Here is a 13,450-nt window from a genome sequence, read left to right on the forward strand (position 1 = left end):
AGGGCGTTGTAGACTACCCATACATATCAACGAGTATGTAAGCCGGTCTCGTCAGAGAACTTCCAGACGCGAGTAATCACTAAAACATCGAGTTCTTGAAGCAAGTCTTTAGGTAAAGGTGGAAAAGGAGCGCTAACACGCACGATACGTTTTGCTGCTTCATCTAGGGCAGGGTAACCGGATGATTTTCTGATACGCATACTATAAAGACTGCCATCAGGTTTTATGCCTACATCTAAAATTAAACTGCTGGAAAACCCAGGTCGCTTAGCAAAAGCTGGATAATTAAGATTACCAGTACTTTCAACTTTACGTTGCCAGTCGGTGATGTATTGTGCTGCAAGGTATTTATGTGCACTGACGGAATTAACAAATTTAATGCGATTTTTCTTGCTACTGGGCTTTTGGTAACGTATTTTTGCACCTAATTCTGATACTTGTCGGCGTAAAGCGTCCATAGATAATTTTGGTTTAGATTGTTTGCTCGTTTCTTTGGCTTTTTCCGTTAGTTGAATTTTTTGTTCAGCCGTTTTTTGAGTTAGTATTTTTTGGCGTTTTATGCTGGGCTGTTTGAGTACTTTTTGTCTAGGTGGTTGTTTGCTATGTGTGCCTGAGCTAGCTATTTTTTGTGCAGCTGGTGTTGGTTTATCTCGTTTTTCACCAGCACCAATTTGATTACTTTGCGCTAAAAATTCTGCCTTTTCAGGTGCTTTTTTTGCTTTATTAGTGATCAGTGTGATTTCTATAGATTTGCTAGTTTTATCAACTTTAGGTTTAGTAAAGTTAATACCTAAAATAAACGCAGTATGAATAATGGCGGCAAAAAAGATACAAACTAGTAGAGTGTCATTATTTGATAGAGGGGAAGAGGTTTGAAAGCTTTGTTCAGACATTTTTATGCAGATTTTGGTAACATCGATTCAATATGATCCATCAATTGAGCGCAGATATTGAGACCAAATTGATTATTCAGTTCTTGTACGCAAGTGGGGCTAGTGACATTGATTTCGGTTAAGTAATCGCCAATAACATCAATCCCCACAAAGACTAGCCCTTTTGCTTTAAGCGTAGGGCCTACTTGTTGAGCAATCCAGTAATCTCTTTCTGTTAAAGCTTGTCCTTGTGCACGTCCACCAGCGGCAAGATTACCACGACTTTCACCTTGTGCAGGAATACGTGCTAATGCATAAGGAATAGGTTCACCATTGATTAATAATATACGCTTATCTCCCGCTTTTATTTCTGGTAGATATTGTTGTGCCATGGCGTAATTTGTGCCGTGTGCGGTAATGGTTTCTATAATAACGCTGATATTGGGATCATTAAGGCGTACATGAAAAATAGAGGCACCACCCATGCCATCTAGCGGTTTGAGAATGATTTCCTGATGCTCTTGGAGAAATTCGCGTATTTGTTCGGCTTTACTGCTGACCAAAGTGGCAGCACAACACTGCGGAAACCAAGAGGTGAATAGTTTTTCATTGGCATCACGTAAGGATTGTGGTTTGTTTGCAATATAAACACCCTGTTTTTCTGCTTGTTCCAATATATGTGTGGCATAAATATATTCTTGATCAACGGGTGGATCTTTACGCATAATAATGCTATCCAGTGTTGCCAAAGGAATGCTTTGTTCGCTGATAACTTCGTACCACTGATTGGCATCACGCTTTACGCGGATATGTTTGGTATGTGCGTAAGCTCCTCCATTCAGTAAGGATAAGTCACTTAACTCCATATAATATAATTCCCAGTTGCGCGCTTGGGCTTCTAGTAGCATGGCAAAGCTGGTGTCTTTTTTGATGTTGATGCGGTCAATTGAATCCATGACCATGCCAAGTTTAATCGTCACAATGCTTGTCTCTTTGATAGGTAATGAGTCAGTGGTTCCCTAGGTAAGGAATGCGTATGAAATAATTTCGACACAATGGGGGAGCGGATTTTTAGTCCGCTTTATAAAATCCAGAACTTTAGGTTACATAGCACTGCCAGTCCTTTCGGAGATTATTTAATTTTGCTTCCTAACTAATTACATGATTAATATTATTTTGCCTGCGAGTATAGCCTGTTTTTTACTTTAATAGTGTGAATATTTAATGGGGTTCAGTGCATTTTAGCGACTGCGTAAATATATTATTGTTTACCTTTGTGAAAAAACTTGGTATAAAGACGGGCTAACTTTGAATAAAGGCTCATTAGAGGTGAATCATGTCTAAAATTTGTCAGGTAACGGGTAAACGCCCTATTACTGGTAACAATGTATCGCACGCGCATAATAAAACAAGAAGGCGTTTTAATCCAAACTTACACCACCATAGATTTTGGGTGGAAAGTGAAAACCGTTGGGTACGCTTAAGATTAACCGCAAAAGGTATGCGTATTATTGATAAAAAAGGTATTGATGCTGTTTTAGCTGATATACGTCAACGTGGCGAAAAAGTTTAAGGGGATATACTCATGCGCGATAAAATAAAATTAGTTTCTTCTGCTGGTACTGGACATTATTATACAACGGATAAAAATAAACGTACTATGCCGGAAAAAATGGAAATCAAAAAATTTGACCCTGTAGTACGTAAACATGTTATGTATAAAGAAGCAAAAATAAAATAGCACGATTGTTCTCTTTTGGTTGCCTTCGTTGTAAGTAGCTTCTCATTTTTAACGAGTACAAAGAGTGTCGTAGGATGTACTGAGGAACGAAACGCATCGTTTACATGATGTGCTTGCTATCGTCAGAACATCCTATATGTTCTTGATACTTCATACCTGCGGATAATGAGAAGTTATCGTTGTAACCTTCTACAGCTGTTTTTTAGTCTAGTAACAGTACCTCTTAAATTTGTGATATAAAAAAGTATAAGTGTGCTTTTAATTAATAGTGTTATTACTTTATTGCTTATTTCGAGGATGCTGTACTAGTTATATAAGTGTGATAATCTTTTTAGGAGGTTGTCGTATTGCTTATTTGTCACTTTGAGCTTTTTAGCTTGTCTAGTATATCTTTTAGTTTTTCAGTTTGTTTATACAGCATTCGGTATTGCTTTTTAGCACTATCTAATTCATTGCTTAAGCGTGTATTTTCTGCTTTTAAGTGTGTATTTTCTTTTTGTAAATCGAGTTCTGTCTCTTGATTTAATGAACCAGGATTATTAGTTCGTTGATCTATAGTGCTAGATATATCTTCAGAAGCGGTCTCATCTCTCTCAAAAAAGATATGACTTTTTTGGTCATTATCATCGATGGTAAAAGTTGCCTCACCTGTGTGGCTGGTATTTTTAGGGACATTTTGCATGCCGCCTTTTAATATCACTGCATCAATTTTATTTTTTATTAGAGTAAAAGCAGCAGCTTCGCTTAAAGTACCATCTGCACAAATAATAATAATTTTTTTAGTTTCTTTTTTTAAGTCTTTGAGTTGCATGCGCAGGGAAAAGAAAGGAAGGTTCCGGCTGCCTTCTATATGTGTTTCATTGTATTTATTGACTGGACGTATATCTAATATAAGTGGAGCTGTATCTTTAGCTTGCTCCTCTAATAGCTTCGGGTAAGTAATATATTTTAATGCAGGGGTTTTAATCAGCTTAATAAAGCGCTCTTTATCAATACGGGATAGCACCATATCGGTAGCAGCAGTAATAGTCATGCTTCTAGGTTCGCCAGAGAGCAATGCGTCTTCGCCAAAAGTCTCGTTTTCCCCCAGCTCAGTTAATATAATTTCTTTTGCCCGTTCAGTGGCTTTACGGCTTAAAGTACAGCGTCCTTCTCTGACTAAGTAATAATAATCGCCAATATCACCTTGGCGAAATAATACCTCTCCTTTATTTAGCTTGATCTCCTGCAGGCTCATAATGACTTGCTGTAAGTTCATTGCAGGTAAGCGTTGGAAGATAGGCGACTTTAATAATGTTGACATCCAGTCGCCCTTACTTTTAGCTTCTTTTTCTGAACCTTCATTATCTATCATATAAACACTTTCCTTTTCTTCATACTGTACTTCTTTTTGCTCAAATGCATTGAGATTTAAACTAATATAGCGGACATTGTTAATAGCTCGTGCGGATATTTTACGAGGAAATTGATGAGCTAGTGCGAATTTAGCTGAGTCAGAATCAGCATTTATGATTTCTACTTGCAGTGTTCCTGCTTCTAAAGAAATGCTACCATCAATAAGGTATATAAAACTTTCGGTACTGTCATGTCTAGTAAATATAAAATTTCCTTTAGGTATTTCAGATACACTAATTTCAGCACATAATAGATTAAACTGCTGTGCAGGCATGGTGACCAGCGGAAAAGATTTGCGCAGGTTTTGACCTTCTAGTGAATTAGGGTCTACAGCCATTAAAATTCTTTATTATTGAGAGTACGAGTTTTAATTATAGGTTTCAAATCCATCTTGTGCTAGTGAATAATTTTTTAGAGATATGGCTATAAGGAATAGAGATTTTATGACTTATGCATTATAACGCACATCAAACACGCCCATCTCTAAGCTATGTTTTACTTATGGGACTTGGTATAGCTGTTAATATAAGGTCACTAATATTGGTTATACCGTAGCTTGGTGTAAAATACTGCGAATAGCTTTGATAAAATTAAAATAGGTTTTTATATGTCCGGTAATGAAAGGCAGTTTCTTCCACTTAATATAGCGTTATTGACCGTTTCAGATACGCGTACAGAAGAAGAAGATATTTCAGGTAAAACTTTGGTGGAACGTTTAGAATCGGCTGGTCACCATTTATTTAGTAAAGCTATTGTGGCTGATGATATTTATCAAATTCGAGCAATCGTTTCTTCATGGGTTGCGGATGAACAAGTGAATGTTATTATTAGTACGGGTGGTACTGGCGTAACAGGTCGAGATGGTACGCCTGAAGCAATTGAGCCTTTATTGGATAAAGCCTTATCCGGTTTCGGCGAGGTATTTAGAATGCTATCTTACCAAGATATTAAAACCTCAACGATACAATCACGCGCTGTGGCAGGCGTAGCGAATGCGACTTATATTTTTTGTTTGCCCGGATCTGTTGGTGCTTGTCGTACAGCTTGGGATAGTTTGATCAGTGAACAGTTAGACTTTAGAACCAAGCCATGTAACCTAGTACAATTAATGCCGCGACTTTTGGAGAAATAAATGCATCCTGTAACGCTTTTTTTAAGTGCTTTATGTGCCTTTATTGCTGTGGCAATGGGCGCATTTGGTGCACATGGCTTAAAAACAATTTTAACGCCTGATATGTTAGCCGTGTATAAAACTGCAGTCACCTATCAGATGTGGCATGCGTTTGGACTAGGTTTGATAGCTCTGTTACGTGCACAAAATCCAGACGTTAATTTATTAAAATATGCTGCATGGGCTATGTTTTCTGGCATTGTTTTATTTTCTGGTAGCTTATATTTATTAAGTTTATCGGGCTTGACATGGTTAGGCATGATTACGCCGCTGGGTGGTCTATGTTTTCTAGCTGCATGGGGATTAGTTATGGTTGTTTCTTTCAAATCTTTTAAATCGTAGTTAGCATGGATAAGCGTAGTCATGTTAAGTCAGTACATAATGCTGATGACTGTTTTTCTAAAAATTATTGTTTTTGATTTTAATCAAATTAGCCCTTTATATATTTTTGTGTGGTTTTGGCATTAGGTATTACCTATAGTCTGATTTCACCCAAGCCCAAGAAAGTCGATACCGAGCATAGAGAGTAATAGATATGACAGACACCAAACCTCAAACCATTTACCTTAAAGATTACCTCGTGCCTGAATATTTAATTCAGACAGTCGATTTAAATTTTATTCTCGATGTTGAGCATACGCGCGTTGTTTCGCGGTTAACGCTTAATTCTAACCCAGACAGTCAAGTTAAGCATGCGCCTTTAGAATTATTAGGCGAAGATTTGAATTTAGTCAGTATTGTCTTAGATGGTGTGGCGTTAACTGAAAGCCAGTATCAGTTAACAGATGAAGCGCTAACTATACAACATGTACCACAAGACCAAAGCTTTACATTAGAAATTGAAAATAGCATTAACCCGAAAGCCAATAGCGCTTTAGAAGGTTTGTATATATCTAATGAGATGCTATGTACCCAATGTGAAGCGCAAGGTTTTAGAAAGATTACCTATTTTTTAGATAGGCCCGATGTGATGAGTCGATTTACGACGACTTTAGTGGCAGATAAAACGTTATATCCCGTTTTACTCTCTAATGGAAATAAAGTCGCGCATGGTGAATTAACAGAAAACCGCCATTGGGTGACTTGGGAAGATCCCTTTAAAAAATCTTGTTACTTATTTGCCTTAGTTGCTGGACAGTTAGAATGTATTGAGGATCACTTTACAACTATGAGTGGCCGAGATATTACCTTGAAAATTTTTGTGGAGGCACATGATATAGATAAATGTAGCCATGCCATGCAGTCTTTAAAAAATTCTATGCGCTGGGATGAAGAGACTTACGGCCGTGAATATGATTTAGGTTTGTATATGATTGTTGCTGTTGGCCATTTCAATATGGGCGCGATGGAAAATAAAGGCTTAAATATATTTAATACTAAATTTGTATTGGCGCGACCTGATACAGCAACCGATATGGATTATGAACATATTGAAGGGGTTATCGGGCATGAATATTTTCATAACTGGAGTGGTAATCGTATCACTTGTAGAGACTGGTTTCAGCTCAGTTTAAAAGAAGGTTTTACCGTGTTTCGCGATCAGGAATTTACTGCTGATCAAACTTCTAGAGCGGTGAAACGAATTGATGATGTGATTGCCTTGCGTACTCGTCAATTTGCTGAAGATACGGGGCCTTTAGCCCACCCGATTCGTCCTGAAGCGTATATAGAAATTAATAATTTTTATACGCTGACGGTATATGAAAAAGGTGCAGAAGTAGTACGTATGATTCAAACTCTATTGGGCGCAGAAAATTTCCGCAAAGGTTCGGATTTATATTTTCAGCGATATGATGGGCAAGCAGTGACCTGTGAACATTTTGTTCAAGCGATGGAAGATGCAAGTGGCAAAGACTTAAGTCAATTTAGACGTTGGTATGCGCAAGCAGGAACGCCGGTATTAAGTGTTGAGGCAAGCTACCATGCAGAACAGCAAAGTTTAGCACTGACTTTAAACCAAAGTATTCCAACACAGAGTAATGCAGCTATTTTACATATTCCCGTGAAAGTCGCTTTATTTACTGGTGATGGCTCAGTAATGACGTTGAATATTGCAGGCTGTCAAGAAACCGATAATGAAGTGACACTGGAATTAACAAAAGCCAGTCAAACCTTTATCTTTGAAAAGGTAGCAAGTGCTCCACATATCTCAGTATTACGTGAATTTTCCGCACCGGTTAAATTAAAGATGGAACGCTCATTAACCGAGTTAGCCTTTTTATTACAGCATGATAATGATAGCTTTAATCGCTGGGAAGCAGGACAACAACTTAGCACGGCTATTATTTTTGGTTTAATAGATGCACTGAAGCAAGGTCAAACATTAATTTTGCCTGAAATTTTATGTACTAGCTTTAAAACGGTTTTAGAACAATCGTGGACTGACTTATCGTACTTAGCTTGTTTACTGTCTTTGCCTAGTGTGAATTATTTGGCCGAACAAATGGCTGTGGTTGATGTACTTGCTATTCATCAAGCGCGAGACTTTGTTAAACGCAGTCTTGCCGAACAATTGAATGAGCAATTTAGTGCGCTTTACCAAGAGAACCATAAAGAAGAATCAGGGCAACTGAGTGCAAAAGCTATCGGCCACCGTAGAATCAAAAATATCTGTTTGGATTATTTAAGTCAGTTAGAAACGGAGAAAAGTTATCAATTGGTGAATAAACAATTTGCCAGCGCTAAAAATATGACGGATCAAATTGCGGCTTTGGGTGCTTTGGTCAATAGTCAAAACCCTGAAAAATCAGCTAGCTTAGAGAGCTTTTATCAACAATGGGAAAATGAAGGCTTAGTGATTGATAAGTGGTTTAGTTTACAAGCGATGAGCACTCAAGCGGATACTTTCAGTGTGGTACAACGCTTATTACAGCATGCTGCGTTTGATTTAAAAAACCCGAATCGTGTACGCGCTTTAATTGGTGCTTTTAGTCAATCTAATCCATTACACTTTCATGCTGAAAATGGTCAAGGCTATCAGTTTTTAGCCGATCAAGTTATTGCTTTAAATAAAATTAACCCGCAAGTAGCCTCGCGTATGGTGGGTGCTTTAACTCAATGGCGACGTTTTGACGAAGCACGCCAAACTCTGATTAAGCAGCAGTTAGAGCGCATTATTAATACCGAACATATCTCTAAAGATGTCTTTGAAATAGCGAGTAAGAGCTTGGGCTGAGAGATAAAGATAAGGTGTGGGAGGGGCTTTTAGCCGCGACTTGTATAAAATCGCGGCTAAAAGCCCCTCCCACAATATATTCTCTTTTTGGCATATTTCACTTAACTCCCGTTAATAACGCAACTTATACCAAGCACGCCCCATGATTTCATGGATAACTAATGAATTTTTTTCTAGTGCTTTGGCTGAAGGTAAAAAGCTAAATACATCGATTTTTCCTGACCCCGATAAAAATTCTGTCGGTGCCGCCAGAACTTGTAGGCCTTGCTGTTCAAATTGCTCAACGGCTCTACGCATATGTAAAGCATGAGTAACGAGAAGAATGCGTTGTATGCCTTCTTGGTGTAAAATTTTTTGTGTATAGCGAGCATTCTCAGCTGTATTTCGGCTGCGATGCTCTCGCCAACGCACTGATTGATGAAACTCATTATTGAGTATATCGCTGATTACTTCAGCTTCAGAAGGAAGTTCTGAATCAAGCACCATTCCACCACTGACTAGTAAGGGTAAATGCGTTTGTTTTGCTAGTATTGCACCATAGCGTACGCGTACTAAAGTGTTATCTTTTAAAGTGACTTGCTGTGTATACTCAACTGCGGGCTTACGTAAGCCACCACCTAGTATAACGATTGCTTGTGCAGAGAAATTTTCTAATGCTTTATTATTTAATGGCGGGTAAATTTCTTGTGTAGCCGCTAAATATCTTGTGACTAGCGGTAAGCTAAGCAGCCATAGCGTAAGAAATGAAAAACTGATTAGCATTATTGCAAAATTCCGGTTCTGATCTAATAAATATAGTCCACTAACCCCGATAACCAACAAGCTAGATAGTGGTAATAATAAGGTTTTGATAACATATATAATAAAAATATCCATACACATATAATAGCAGCTAAGTTATTAAACTAGTACAGTAGCCCTTAAATTTACAATATAAAAAACGTTATAACTGGCTGTTTTTAAAATATTATTTTTCTTATGGTTTGTGTCTTATTTCGAGGCTGCTGTACTAGCCTGGCATTTATAGCTAACCAATGTAAACAACGCTTATGCAAACTGATGCTGATATGCTTTCACCTTGCCCTTTTTCTAAGGGCTATAAAATACCAGTCCGACAGGCCTGGTTTCTATTAAAGGGATTTTATGTTTATCGTTTAGTTTTATCCGGCTTGTTTTTGAGCTTATATTACTCGCGGATAGGCCAGCTTATTATTCTGCCTGAGTACACTCAGTTGTATTTACTCACCAGTTTTAGCTATTTAAGTGTGACTTTAATAGGTTGGGTCATTATTTTTAAGCGAGTTGCGAGCTATGCAACGCAAGCGCAGTTACTTATTTTTAGCGATATTTTTCTAATTACTTTGATTATGCATGCTTGCGGCGGGATTGCTAGTGGTATAGGGGCGTTGATGTTAGTCTCTACCGCCGCAGGAGGGCTGTTAATTGGTGGGCGGTGCGCGATGTTATTTGCTGCTATTGCTAGCTTATTTATTTTTGCCGAACAAGCCTATGTATTTCGAATGGGAGAATTTAAAAGCGCATATTACCCTTATGCAGGTATGTTGGGTGCAGCTTTTTTTACCATTGCCATGCTGTCTTATTTTCTAGCTAAACGGACCGAGCAGACGGCTTTAATTACTTCGCAACAGCAAGAAACGATTATCTCTTTAGAGGAGTTAAATCAATATATTATCCAGAATATGCAGTCGGGAATTATCATCACTGATCAGCAGCAAAGGATTACTCGCTATAATCACGCTTGCCAACGTTTATTAGGACGTAATAGTTTGCCAGATACGTTAGCGGATATCTCGCTTTCATTTGCGCATGCTTTTGAGCAGTGGGCTGCTAATCCAAGCAAGGATTTTTTGCGTATTTCTGTTCTGGGGCAAGCCGATTTACATGTGCATTTTACTTCCTTGCCTACTCAGCATACGCTTTTTTTTATGATTACTCTGGATGATGTTGCCTTATATAATCAGCGGGTACAGAAAGGAAAATTAGCTTCTTTAGGAATGTTAACTGCTAATATTGCTCATGAAATCCGTAACCCCTTGGGTGCAATCAGTCATGCGGGTCAGCTATTAGCAGAGTGCCCAGACTTATCAAAAGCGGATTTACGCTTAGCTGAAATTATTCAAGCCCATGCTTTAAGAGTAAACTCCATTATTGAAGATATTTTGCAGCTTTCGCGTAGAACGGATTCAAAGCAAGAACGGATTCATCTGGCGACATGGCTGCCAGAGTATTTAGCGCTTTTTGAGATAGAAAATCGTGGGCATATAAAACAATTTACTCTCTCAGTAGCAGAGGAGGTGCAAGATATACTCTTTGACCCTGGACATTTAACGCAAATTCTAAATAATCTCTGTGAAAACGCTTTAAAATACGGCTATGCTCCTGATCAAGATATTGAACTTAAAGTGACCACTTTTTTTAATCAACCTTGTTTGCAAGTCATTGATCACGGAAAAAATATCTCTAAAGCAACAAAAGAACATTTGTTCGAGCCATTTTTTACCACCTCTAATTCAGGTACGGGCTTAGGTTTGTATATTTCTCGTGAATTAGCTGAACTAAATCAAGCCTCATTAAGTTACCAGGCTTTAGCGGATGGCAGTTGTTTTCGTTTATGTTTATCAAGTGCAGAGCAGGATGAAATTAAATTATGAATAAAGCGCAAGCCCTAATTATTGACGATGAAGCGGATATCCGGGAACTCTTAGAAATCACCTTAAATCGCATGGACATAGAAACGAAAACGGCTGAAAACTTAAGCAGCGCGCAGGTCTTATTAAAAGAACAGACTTTTAACCTCTGTTTAACAGATATGCGTCTGCCAGATGGTGATGGCTTGGATTTACTCTCTGTCATTCAAGCTGAATTCCCTCAACTCCCTGTTATTGTCATTACTGCACACGGTAGTGCTGAGGCAGCAGTTAAAGCAATGAAACAGGGCGCATTTGATTTTTTATCTAAACCTGTTGACCTAAAAGTATTACGCCAATTAGTTCGCAATGCCCTAAAAGCTAATTTTTCTCCTACACAAGATAGACGCTCAAGAAATACCTTATTAGGCGAGTCTGAGGCGATGTGTCAAATTCGGGCAAAAATCAGCAAAATTGCTCGCAGCCAAGCTCCCGTTTATATCAAAGGTGAATCAGGATCAGGTAAAGAATTAGTTGCTAGTTTGATTCATAAAAAAAGCGCTCGTTCTGATGCCCCCTTTATTGCCGTTAACTGTGGCGCGATTCCCGCGGAGCTTATGGAGAGTGAGTTTTTTGGTCACAAAAAAGGTAGTTTCACCGGCGCAAATGGTGATAAACAAGGTCTATTTCAAGCGGCAGAGGGGGGGACATTATTTTTAGATGAAGTGGCTGATTTACCTTTAGTATTGCAAGTTAAATTATTACGTGCGATCCAAGAAAAGAAAGTTCGCGCCATCGGTAGTCAACAGGAGGAAGCGGTTGATGTCCGATTATTAAGTGCCACACATAAAGATTTGGCGCAATTGGTTCAAGAAGGAATCTTTAGGCAAGATTTATATTATCGCATCAATGTTATCGAGCTGAATGTTCCCGCATTACGCAATCGTAAAGAAGATATTATCCAGTTGAGTGAATTTTTTCTTAGTAAAATTGCCAGAAATAATCAGTTCAGCGCGTTAAAATTCTCATCCGGTGCATTAAAGGCATTGAAGCAATATAAATTTCCTGGCAACGTTCGTGAATTAGAAAATATTTTGGAGCGGGCGGTTGCGCTGCATGATGGTGATATCATTACAGAACAAGACTTAGATTTACGTTCAGAGGCAACTGAGCTACCTGACTCAGAAGCCTATGATCCAATGGTGAGTTCTTTGGAAGAGTATTTAGAAGAGATAGAAAAGCAAGCAATTAGTGATGCGCTAGAACAAAATAAATGGAATCGTACCGCAACGGCCAAGCAGCTTGGCATGAGTTTTCGCTCTTTGCGTTATCGATTAAAAAAATTAGGGTTAGAGTCATAATGAAAAACACTATGTTAACGGTAATACTAAATTTAGCTATGTACAGTGGCACACTGCTTGCAGAAACAGGGCAAGATTTATTTATGGCAGCTATTCAAGGTCAACCACCAAGAGTACACACAATCCTCTCGTCAGGCGTTGATGTTAATAGCAAAGTTGCTGGCGGGCGTACCGCATTAATGGCCGCTGCATACAGTGGTAATTATCGTGTTATGCAGGTATTAATTGCTTATGGAGCCAATGTGAATTTATATGATAATCAAGGGTCTACCGCACTTATGGATGCTATTATCTTTGGTGATCCGCGTTTAGTTAATTTATTAATTAGTGCGGGAGCAGATGTTAATGCAGCAGATAAATTGGGTATACGCGTCTTAGTTAAAGCTAAGAAGGCAGGGCATACGCAGTTGCTTAAGATGCTTGAAGAGGCTGGAGCCAAAGAGCAGGAAGAAGTTAAAGTCGAAGCAGAGCCAGCTGAAAAGAAAGCTGACGAGAGTATAGAAAAGCAAAAAGTCGAATAGGTTTTTGCCGTCGCTTACGTCGGGTCGAGCATAGTTTGTTAAAACCTCATTCCCATGCCCTGAAGCACGGCTATTAAGTTAAGGAATTAGCGCATTGGGGCGCAGTGCTTTAGCCTGCTATTTTCCGCTATTGAAAGCAGGCTAAAGCACTGCGCCCCGCCTGTTAATCATGACAAATAATATTATATTCAATATAACTCATTGATAAATATTAAATTAATACTTTAACAGCTTCAGAGTGAGGGAACTAATGAGTGAGTGATCCCTTATTTTTTCTTAGTCTTTTTCTTATCTTTACTGATTTGTAGATTACCCTTATTTTTGGCAATCGTTTTCTTGCCTATACCTTTGACGCTAGCCAAATCATCAATACTGGCAAAAGGGCCATTTGCTTTACGATAGGCAACAATTGCCTTAGCTTTTTTTAAGCCCACCCCTTTTAAAGACTCAGACATTTCCTGAGCGCTCGCCTTATTTATATCAACAGGTGCCGCAAAAATATTAAATGACACCAGTAGTAAAGCCCATAATAATTGTTTCATGCATAATCTCCATCTATATAGTTA

At 38.5% G+C, this 13,450-nt stretch carries 13 protein-coding genes; 8 read left to right on the forward strand and 5 right to left on the reverse strand.

Going from position 1 to position 13,450, the window contains the following annotated elements; translation table 11 throughout:
• Nucleotides 1–26 precede the first annotated feature (26 nt).
• Nucleotides 27–893 carry an energy transducer TonB gene (locus BQ7314_RS04700; protein WP_174482553.1) on the reverse strand — a complete coding sequence of 289 codons (867 nt, stop codon included), beginning with the start codon at nt 891–893 and terminating at the stop codon, nt 27–29.
• Nucleotides 894–895: 2 nt separating this feature from the next.
• A complete protein-coding gene (gshB, locus tag BQ7314_RS04705) occupies nt 896–1,852 on the reverse strand; it encodes a glutathione synthase (RefSeq protein ID WP_174482554.1) in 957 nt (318 codons plus the stop codon).
• Between the two features lie 356 nt (nt 1,853–2,208).
• Here gshB and rpmB point away from each other — a divergent pair, with 356 nt between their 5' ends.
• Both rpmB and rpmG read left to right on the forward strand, forming a co-directional pair.
• On the forward strand, nt 2,209–2,445 hold the full coding sequence (gene rpmB, locus BQ7314_RS04710) for a 50S ribosomal protein L28 (protein WP_174482555.1): 237 nt from the start codon (nt 2,209–2,211) through the stop codon (nt 2,443–2,445).
• Between the two features lie 12 nt (nt 2,446–2,457).
• A complete protein-coding gene (gene rpmG, locus BQ7314_RS04715) occupies nt 2,458–2,613 on the forward strand; it encodes a 50S ribosomal protein L33 (protein WP_009726077.1) in 156 nt (51 codons plus the stop codon).
• A 358-nt stretch (nt 2,614–2,971) separates the two neighbouring features.
• Here rpmG and BQ7314_RS04720 read toward each other — a convergent pair whose 3' ends face one another.
• Nucleotides 2,972–4,345: a cyclic nucleotide-binding domain-containing protein gene (locus BQ7314_RS04720; protein WP_174482556.1), complete on the reverse strand. Its 1,374-nt coding sequence runs from the start codon at nt 4,343–4,345 to the stop codon at nt 2,972–2,974.
• A 270-nt stretch (nt 4,346–4,615) separates the two neighbouring features.
• On the opposite strand from BQ7314_RS04720, the gene moaB reads away from it, so the two are divergent.
• The 3 genes from moaB to pepN all read left to right on the forward strand — a co-directional run bounded on the left by moaB (nt 4,616) and on the right by pepN (nt 8,354).
• Nucleotides 4,616–5,140, forward strand: a complete 525-nt coding sequence (moaB, locus tag BQ7314_RS04725) for a molybdenum cofactor biosynthesis protein B (RefSeq protein WP_174482557.1) — start codon at nt 4,616–4,618, stop codon at nt 5,138–5,140.
• Nucleotides 5,141–5,521 carry a DUF423 domain-containing protein gene (locus BQ7314_RS04730; protein ID WP_174482558.1) on the forward strand — a complete coding sequence of 127 codons (381 nt, stop codon included), beginning with the start codon at nt 5,141–5,143 and terminating at the stop codon, nt 5,519–5,521. It begins immediately after the preceding gene.
• 193 nt (nt 5,522–5,714) lie between these two features.
• Nucleotides 5,715–8,354, forward strand: coding sequence for an aminopeptidase N (pepN, locus tag BQ7314_RS04735; protein ID WP_174482559.1), 2,640 nt, complete (start codon nt 5,715–5,717; stop codon nt 8,352–8,354).
• 111 nt (nt 8,355–8,465) lie between these two features.
• On the opposite strand, the gene BQ7314_RS04740 is transcribed toward pepN, so the two are convergent.
• On the reverse strand, nt 8,466–9,230 hold the full coding sequence (locus BQ7314_RS04740; RefSeq protein ID WP_174482560.1) for a YdcF family protein: 765 nt from the start codon (nt 9,228–9,230) through the stop codon (nt 8,466–8,468).
• A gap of 173 nt (nt 9,231–9,403) precedes the next feature.
• Here BQ7314_RS04740 and BQ7314_RS04745 point away from each other — a divergent pair, with 173 nt between their 5' ends.
• From BQ7314_RS04745 to BQ7314_RS04755, 3 genes are read left to right on the forward strand one after another with little or no spacing between them, the layout of a single operon-like run.
• Nucleotides 9,404–11,026: a sensor histidine kinase gene (locus tag BQ7314_RS04745; RefSeq protein WP_174482561.1), complete on the forward strand. Its 1,623-nt coding sequence runs from the start codon at nt 9,404–9,406 to the stop codon at nt 11,024–11,026.
• A complete protein-coding gene (locus tag BQ7314_RS04750; protein WP_174482562.1) occupies nt 11,023–12,363 on the forward strand; it encodes a sigma-54-dependent transcriptional regulator in 1,341 nt (446 codons plus the stop codon). The genes BQ7314_RS04745 and BQ7314_RS04750 overlap by 4 nt, the downstream gene beginning before the upstream one ends.
• Complete coding sequence (locus tag BQ7314_RS04755; protein ID WP_174482563.1) at nt 12,363–12,884, forward strand: ankyrin repeat domain-containing protein; 522 nt, start codon at nt 12,363–12,365, stop codon at nt 12,882–12,884. Before BQ7314_RS04750 ends, BQ7314_RS04755 begins: the two co-directional genes overlap by 1 nt.
• 266 nt (nt 12,885–13,150) lie before the next feature.
• Here BQ7314_RS04755 and BQ7314_RS04760 read toward each other — a convergent pair whose 3' ends face one another.
• Nucleotides 13,151–13,426: a ComEA family DNA-binding protein gene (locus tag BQ7314_RS04760; RefSeq protein WP_174482564.1), complete on the reverse strand. Its 276-nt coding sequence runs from the start codon at nt 13,424–13,426 to the stop codon at nt 13,151–13,153.
• Between the last annotated feature and the right edge of the window lie 24 nt (nt 13,427–13,450).

Source organism: methanotrophic endosymbiont of Bathymodiolus puteoserpentis (Logatchev) (genome assembly GCF_900128525.1).
Classification (GTDB): Bacteria; Pseudomonadota; Gammaproteobacteria; order Methylococcales; family Methylomonadaceae; genus Methyloprofundus.

Coding starts and splice junctions, on each gene's coding strand:
- BQ7314_RS04750 (WP_174482562.1), top strand. CDS start 11,023: ATGAATAAAGCGCAAGCCCTAATTATTGACGATGAAGCGGATATCCGG.
- BQ7314_RS04745 (WP_174482561.1), top strand. CDS start 9,404: ATGCAAACTGATGCTGATATGCTTTCACCTTGCCCTTTTTCTAAGGGC.
- pepN (WP_174482559.1), top strand. CDS start 5,715: ATGACAGACACCAAACCTCAAACCATTTACCTTAAAGATTACCTCGTG.
- rpmB (WP_174482555.1), top strand. CDS start 2,209: ATGTCTAAAATTTGTCAGGTAACGGGTAAACGCCCTATTACTGGTAAC.
- BQ7314_RS04755 (WP_174482563.1), top strand. CDS start 12,363: ATGAAAAACACTATGTTAACGGTAATACTAAATTTAGCTATGTACAGT.
- moaB (WP_174482557.1), top strand. CDS start 4,616: ATGTCCGGTAATGAAAGGCAGTTTCTTCCACTTAATATAGCGTTATTG.
- BQ7314_RS04700 (WP_174482553.1), bottom strand. CDS start 893: ATGTCTGAACAAAGCTTTCAAACCTCTTCCCCTCTATCAAATAATGAC.
- BQ7314_RS04720 (WP_174482556.1), bottom strand. CDS start 4,345: ATGGCTGTAGACCCTAATTCACTAGAAGGTCAAAACCTGCGCAAATCT.
- BQ7314_RS04730 (WP_174482558.1), top strand. CDS start 5,141: ATGCATCCTGTAACGCTTTTTTTAAGTGCTTTATGTGCCTTTATTGCT.
- BQ7314_RS04760 (WP_174482564.1), bottom strand. CDS start 13,426: ATGAAACAATTATTATGGGCTTTACTACTGGTGTCATTTAATATTTTT.
- BQ7314_RS04740 (WP_174482560.1), bottom strand. CDS start 9,230: ATGGATATTTTTATTATATATGTTATCAAAACCTTATTATTACCACTA.
- rpmG (WP_009726077.1), top strand. CDS start 2,458: ATGCGCGATAAAATAAAATTAGTTTCTTCTGCTGGTACTGGACATTAT.